Source organism: Candidatus Jettenia sp. AMX1, assembly GCF_030263775.1.
Lineage (GTDB): Bacteria > Planctomycetota > Brocadiia > Brocadiales > Brocadiaceae > Jettenia > Jettenia caeni.
On the sequence record NZ_SZPP01000045.1, the window covers coordinates 40,514 to 47,629 of the forward strand.

Sequence of the window (7,116 nt, forward strand, 5' to 3'; positions counted from 1 at the left end):
ACTACCATGCCATTTTTGTTGATGGACGTTAATACCTGGCGCAACCATTTGAGACTGCCAAATGCGTTTTCTTTGATTTTGTCCACAATATTATGATTTCGTATATTGTTGACAAACGATTGCTAAAACTTCTCTTGTATCAGGTATAGCAAATTGTATTAAAGTTTCCAGAGGCTGAGCAATAAATCGCCGGAAAAAATTGTTTTGCGCAGAGTAATTGAAATATAATTCTTGAGCAATAGCAAGTTTTGATAGTTTTGCCAAATCTCTTAATTCTCCGATGGTAAATTCGTGATGATGACCAATAAAAGGAACTTTTGATTTATAAATTTCCTGGAGTTGCACAAGAGGTGTTCGTCCAAAAAGTAAGCTTATTCTTTTAGGCCAATAAGCAATATTGGGAACCTCAATATACAATATCCCTTTAGAATTTAGCATAGAAGTAATATTGTCCATAAAAGTCTTTAAAGAGTGAGGGTAGTGTTCCAAAACTGCCATAATTGTAATCACATCGAAACAACCAGGAACAATTGCTCCTGCCTGAAAAGGATCATAGCTTACGACTGTCACTCCCCAATCGGCAGCATGTTTAAATAAATTGTTAAATGAATTACTATAATATTGCAAAGATTCAGTCATTGTTACCGCAAATCCTAATTTTCTCAGTGTTATTGGGAAGACGCTCCAAAATCCTCCAATATCACAGATTGTCTGTTCACATCCGTTTTCAGCAAATGTTGAATAAGCTTTGTAAAAGCGGATTGCCGAAGCCTGTAAGTAACCTTGAAAATCGAAAACATTTGGACTCCAGCTATAGCAGTGGGTTGCAATTTCCATCTGCATTTGCGGTGTCCAATACGTAAAAACAGTGCGAACAGACTCTTGATATATTTCATTGAACTCCTGGAAGGTCACTAATTTCATGATACTACATTTCTTCTGGCATAAAAAATATAGATAATACTTGCAATAAGCATAAATCCATATGATACTGTAGATGCGATTGATGCCCCAACAACGCCAAATATGGGTATTATCTTTAAATTGAGTAGAATATTAAGTATTGCTGCTATAGCAGGAGAGTATACCGTAATAAGAGGCATCCCCATAGACGCAAAGTAGTTCATGTAAATTGAATTGATAGATAACATAACAATACCTGGCAGCAAACAAATAAAAGGTATCACTACAGGCAAAAAAGCCATACCAAATAACAATCGCACAAGTGGCGCTGCTAACAATGTAGCTAATCCTGCTATAACAACCATCATGACACCCACAAGCAGTGCTACTTTTTTTGCGAGAATCCATTTGTCTAGTTCAGTTGATAGAGATGACAACTTTGGAAATAAAATAGTTCCGATTGCAACAGGCAACATAAATAACACATTAGTCATGGTTACGGCAATAGAATAGTATCCAGCCTGCTGTGCCCCTAAAATATGTTTTACCATCAACAAATCTACACGTAACACTAAGAAGGCAAAAAAAGCACCCAAATAGGCTTTCAGCCCATAAAAAATGTTTTCTTTGAAGACCGTAAATGATGGGAAAGGGAAAGATACGATATAGGGTTTTAAACACCATAACATCCAGGGTAAAGTAAAAAAAAAGGTAATAAATCCAGCGAGAAATATTTTCTCTACCGTTACATTACCAGACATAACTATTAATCCAATCAGGGTAATTCCTAAAATTTTTGTTACTATCTCACTTATATTAAAAGCACGCACTTTATGAATACCAAGAAGGAGATTTTGCATTAACATGTGAGCAAGACCAAAAGGAATCCAAGCCAATGCCATTATAAGCAACAAACCATGCACAGGTTGAATTGTTGGCCATAGAAAAAATATCAGCCACGTCAGACCTATCACAAAGCTGCCGAATATAAAGCTAACTGCTATTGTATTGCCTAATAGTGAAGGAAGGAGTTCACGGTTTTTGGCAACATAATACGTATTCGAAGCATGCAAACCCAAATTGCCAAATTGCACACCCATGGCACTTATGGCCGACGCTACAGCGTAAAGCCCCCTTCCTTCAGGCCCAAGAGCCCTAGCCACAAGTACAGTAGTAAGTAAACTAATGCATACTTGTACCACCTGAGCTGCAAAGGTTTCCATCACTTTTCGGATAAAATCGGAAGCAATAGACCTCCTGTAAAGATCAAACAATGTTTGATGGAAGGAGCCGTTCTGCACAGTTAATAAGGCATATATCTTAGTCCTCATACAATGTATTCCTTCCACCACAATGCAAGATTAAACAGATACCACGCCTGAGGGCCGTTACCCTGATTAATCATGCGCATCACCTCGACACGGTCAAGAAAGTCTGTCTGGTCGCAAAAATCGCTTAGTTCTCTGCGAATTTGCTCTCCTAACCTGTCAAAGAACCACTCATACACCGGCACACCGAATCCCTGTTTTTTGCGGTCAATGAGTTCATCAGGAATGAGGCCGCGCACAGCTTTCTTGAGTATATATTTTAAAGTACCGTTTTTTGTCTTTATTGCCTCAGGGATGCTCATGGCTAGCTCCACAAACTTATGGTCCAGGAAAGGTACCCGTCCCTCAAGACTTACCCCCATAGTCATCTTATCCACCCGCATCAATAGCAGCTCAGGAAGGCGCAGATTTAGATCAAGATACGTCATCCAGTTGAGATGCGATTTCTCCCATGCTTTTTCTTCAAAACGGCGTCTGATTGGTTTCAAGGCTTCCCATGAGGAAAAGTTTATAAATTTTTTGCATAGCCGGGGAGAAAGCAGTCGCCTTTTCTGCGTTTCGGTAAACGCCTCCGCTCCACCCCAGAAGATAGGCTCCCCCTCTGCACCCCGACGCAACCATTCATAATAGGAAGTCATATTCTTACCTGGCAAGCGTAAGCATGAAAGTCCTATTTTCTTAAATAATCGTGGCACTGGCAGGTCATCAAGACGCTGCAGCTTGAGTGCCGTCATCCAACCGGAGTAACCACAAAAAAGTTCATCAGCCCCTTCTCCAACCTGACAAACAATGATGCCATTGTCACGTGCTAGTTTTGATACGTAATAAACCGGCACACAAACCGGATCAGCAATTGGCTCATCCTGCAGATAAACCATCTCTGGCAGAAAGTTCATAAGGTCATCAACATTCAGTAAGCGCTCATGGTATTCTGCCTTTACTTCACCGGCCATCCGGCGGGCATAGTTGAGTTCATTTTGATACGTCTGATATTCTCCCTCATAGCCAATGGTAAAGGTCTTTACCGTTCTTTCCTCTCCTTCAGAAAACAGAGCGGCATTGGTACTGGAGTCTATACCACCGGAGAGAAAAATGCCTACCGGCACGTCACTGACTTTGCGCAACTTTACTGCAGTACGAAGCTCGGAGAGGATCATACCAGCTATTTTATCTTCAGAGATGTTCGTTAAGGGTTTCGTATAATCCCATACATCCCAATAGCGTTGTTCCTGGATCCGGCCGTCTTCACTTATCTTTAACCATGTACCGCCAGACAATTTCTTAATTCCATCAAATAAGGTCTGGGGAGAGGGGGTAGTTAAAAAAGAGAGGTAATGATAGAAGGATTCCTCATGTACTGCACGCTTCTGATCAGGGTCTTCTAATAATGACTTGATTTCAGAGGCAAAGGTAATACGGTTATTGTGAACACTGTAATATAACGGTTTAATACCGATACGGTCGCGAATTAGCCACAATTCCCGATTCTTTGCATCCCATAGGGCAATGGCAAACATACCACGAAATTTATGTAAACAGTTGATACCCCATTGTTCAAAGGCATGAAGTATTACCTCGGTATCAGAATGATCTGTCTTCCAATGATGACCGCCGATTGTTTTTAATTCAGAGTGTATCTCTGCATGGTTATATATCTCACCATTAAAAGATACCCACAGGGTACCGTTTTCGTTGCACATAGGTTGAGCAGCAGCCTGGGATAAATCAATGATAGAAAGGCGCCGATGTCCAAGTCCTACCTTGCGGTCTTCAGAAATCCATATACCCGCACCGTCAGGCCCCCTGTGTACCATAGTATCCCGCATACGGATGATATACGGCTCTGTAATAATAAAGTCGCTATTTCGAAATACGAAAGATCCTACTATTCCACACATTTAGAGAGAAACAGATATAGTATAATTAAAATGAAACAGTGGGGGCAGGTTTCAAACCTGCCCCTTACACATGAAAAAAACAGTATCGACGTAGGGCAAGGCTTTAGCCTTGCAGAAAGCAACTCCCAATCTCATCTTCTACCAAAAAGGCTATGTTTGTTGCCTGCACCTGCTGCCAGAGAGGAATAGGCCATTCTCCTCCTTTTTGAATAGCAAGGGCGAAGGCCTCAAGCTCATCTTTCTGTCCCTTGTCGATTCTTTTGGTCTCAGTTCCTTTCACTTTAGAGCCAGTTATCGTAAGTTCCTTGTAATCATTGAGAGATAAAACTTTTCCATCAACAAAAATATCGAGTTGTTCTTTCGGATATTCTTTGCTTCCAAGAGCTGTATAGGTAAGTGTAGCAACAGAGCCTTCTTCAAAGGTTATTGTTGCAATAAAATTATCCTTGCAACGGTAATAATTATGAGCAGGCTTGATGGCTTTTGCGCTCACTGATGTAACTTTGCTTTCTGTTAAATAGGTAAAAAGATCATAAATATGGCAAGCCTCGCCTAAATTACGGCCACCACCCTCTTCCGTATGAACCCAGTGATTAAAAGGAATATACCCTGCATTCATCCGGTAATTCAATATCATCGGGTTGCTCCGGTTTTTGATTATTTCATAGATGCGGCGGATATGACAGGAAAAACGGCGATTAAAACCCGTCATTAAAACCGGCAGGAGATGGCCGGTAGATGACAAATAGAAATTTTCGATTTCTTTTAGCTCGTCCCTGGTAAGCGCCAATGGCTTTTCTAGCAGCACATGCTTGCCTGCCTGGATTGCCTTCAAAGCCATTATGGCATGAAGATTATGCCGGGTAGCAATTAAAACAGCATCAATCTCCGGATCATCAAGAATCTGTTGATAATCCGTAGTAGCATAGTTGACATTAAACTGTTTTGCAGTAGCGACTGCGTTATGGCCTGTCCGGCTCATAATTGCCTGTATATGGTAAGAGCTTGATAGCGCCTGGAGATTGGGAAGGTGCATACCTCTGGCAAAATCACCGGCCCCCGCAATTGCTATCCGGATCTGATGAGATCCTGCAGGAGTTGCTGTTGGATTTGGAACAGTACGGATGGGAGTAGTATCTTCTTTTGATTTTGGATAGGAAAGCAGTATCATAAGAGGCTTTGCCCCTTCAGCTTTTAGAGATTCATAAGCTTCCCCAGCCTGTTCTATAGAATAAGTAGCCGCAATGAGAGGATCTACCTTGACTTTTCTATCAGAAATCAACCTGAGATACTCCGACATATTGCGATTCTCAGTCCAGCGTACATAAGGCACAGGATAGTCTAAACCTTTTTCCTCATAGAGAAAATCATAGCGACCCGGCCCATAGGAAGTTGAGATGAAAAAATCCAGTTCTTTTTGATAAAAATCAGCCCGAGTAAGGTTTAGTCCTACGTCGCCAACTAATACAACGCGTCCCTTTTTACGGCACATCTGAAAAGCTGTTGAAATGACTTTATCGGAAGATGTAGAGGCCGCTATAATCACACCATCAGAGCCGATACCATCAGTGAAACGCGCAACCGCTTCAATATCATTGCCCTCGTCAGGATGAATCCCTATATCCATACCGAGCTTATTAGCCAGATTAACACGTTCCCTATCAAGATCGGTTCCTATAACCCTGCAACCATTGGCCTTGAGCAACTGAACAATAAGCTGCCCCAAAATACCTAAACCAAGAACAACGAATGTTTCACCCAATGTCGGACTGGCACGGCGTACTCCCTGAAGGGCTATAGCTCCCAGGGTAACAGTACTCGCTAAAGCAAGATCTACATTTTCCGGTACAGGAACTGTCAAATTTCCCGGAACACGGATGAACTCCGCATGATGGGCACACTGAGCCCCGGCACATGCAACCCGGTCACCCGGCCGCAAATCATCAATTCCACTGCCTGCTTCTATTACAATACCGGAAGCAGAATACCCTGTCGGCTGGCCTGCGGAGAGTTTACTATCAACCAGGTTACGGGTATGGGCAAGCCCCTGTGTTACAACCATCTGCAATGCTTTTTTTACATTTTCAGGTTGTTTGAGCGCCTTTTTCCAGAGTGGCAGACCACTTGCTTTGATGCCACTCATTTCAGTGCCGATAGAGATACAGGAATAATTCACCCGCACAAGTACAGTTCCAGACTCAACTTGTGGTACTGGAATCTCTTCCACTACAACCTGTCCCTGCCTGATTAATACTTGTTTCATTGTATATTATAGGATGTTTTACGTTTATTTGACACGGATTAAAGCATTTCCAAAATCAACAGGTATTTATATTCGAATTTTTACAGGGTATGTTCAAATTATGTAGGTGCAAATACTAACAGACATCTAACCCTTTGTCAATAAGGGAAAAAGCATAGTTGTTGTAATATCATAAAAATAGGCGCCTGTAATTGCACATAAACCGATTTTTGGATTTGCATAATCTACGGCGGTTCTCCCTGTCATTCCCGAACGTCTTTATCGGGAATCCAGCATAGGGAAGCAAACAGCAAAGGAAACTGGATTCCTACTCCCCTTTTTCATGAGAACAAGTTTTGTGAGGAAAAGCTCCCGTTTCCACAAGAACAGGCTGTGTGGGGATGGCAGGAAAAGCAGATGGGGACGATACCCATAGGCAGGTTCAGGTTTATAATCTTAACCCTCAATTTGGAATATTTCTCTCTGTGTTTAGCCATGAAAACGCGATGAGCTATCGACCATGCAAAATATAGGGGTTGTAGAGTAAAACACTGGCGTAGTGGCAACAGGCTGAGGTTTGTGTTCCCCGTTTCTCTCCGTTTTCTCTGAGAGTGTCACATGATCACAACCATACCCTATTTCCAGCATCTTCTCGTCAAACCGTACGTGAGGTTTTCCCTCATACGGCTTTCCTGCTCTCTTCTCAACAAGGCATTATCCACCGTTGGAGAAGTTCCTGCCTTAT

4 protein-coding genes are annotated in these 7,116 nt (G+C 42.0%); all 4 read right to left on the minus strand.

What is annotated here, in order from left to right; translation table 11 throughout:
• Positions 1 to 90 precede the first annotated feature (90 nt).
• Complete coding sequence (locus tag FBQ94_RS13695; RefSeq protein ID WP_007222695.1) at positions 91 to 924, minus strand: class I SAM-dependent methyltransferase; 834 nt, start codon at positions 922 to 924, stop codon at positions 91 to 93.
• A complete protein-coding gene (locus FBQ94_RS13700) occupies positions 921 to 2,234 on the minus strand; it encodes a flippase (RefSeq protein WP_007222696.1) in 1,314 nt (437 codons plus the stop codon). The genes FBQ94_RS13695 and FBQ94_RS13700 overlap by 4 nt, the downstream gene beginning before the upstream one ends.
• Positions 2,231 to 4,129, minus strand: coding sequence for an asparagine synthase (glutamine-hydrolyzing) (gene asnB / locus FBQ94_RS13705; RefSeq protein WP_040544448.1), 1,899 nt, complete (start codon positions 4,127 to 4,129; stop codon positions 2,231 to 2,233). The genes FBQ94_RS13700 and asnB overlap by 4 nt, the downstream gene beginning before the upstream one ends.
• A 103-nt stretch (positions 4,130 to 4,232) precedes the next feature.
• Positions 4,233 to 6,392 (minus strand): bi-domain-containing oxidoreductase, encoded by a 2,160-nt coding sequence (locus FBQ94_RS13710; protein ID WP_007222698.1) that lies wholly within the window; start codon positions 6,390 to 6,392, stop codon positions 4,233 to 4,235.
• Between the last annotated feature and the right edge of the window lie 724 nt (positions 6,393 to 7,116).

Excerpts from the sequence above, each read along its gene's own strand:
- FBQ94_RS13700 (WP_007222696.1), bottom strand. The coding sequence starts at position 2,234 with ATGAGGACTAAGATATATGCCTTATTAACTGTGCAGAACGGCTCCTTC.
- FBQ94_RS13695 (WP_007222695.1), bottom strand. The coding sequence starts at position 924 with ATGAAATTAGTGACCTTCCAGGAGTTCAATGAAATATATCAAGAGTCT.
- FBQ94_RS13710 (WP_007222698.1), bottom strand. The coding sequence starts at position 6,392 with ATGAAACAAGTATTAATCAGGCAGGGACAGGTTGTAGTGGAAGAGATT.
- asnB (WP_040544448.1), bottom strand. The coding sequence starts at position 4,129 with ATGTGTGGAATAGTAGGATCTTTCGTATTTCGAAATAGCGACTTTATT.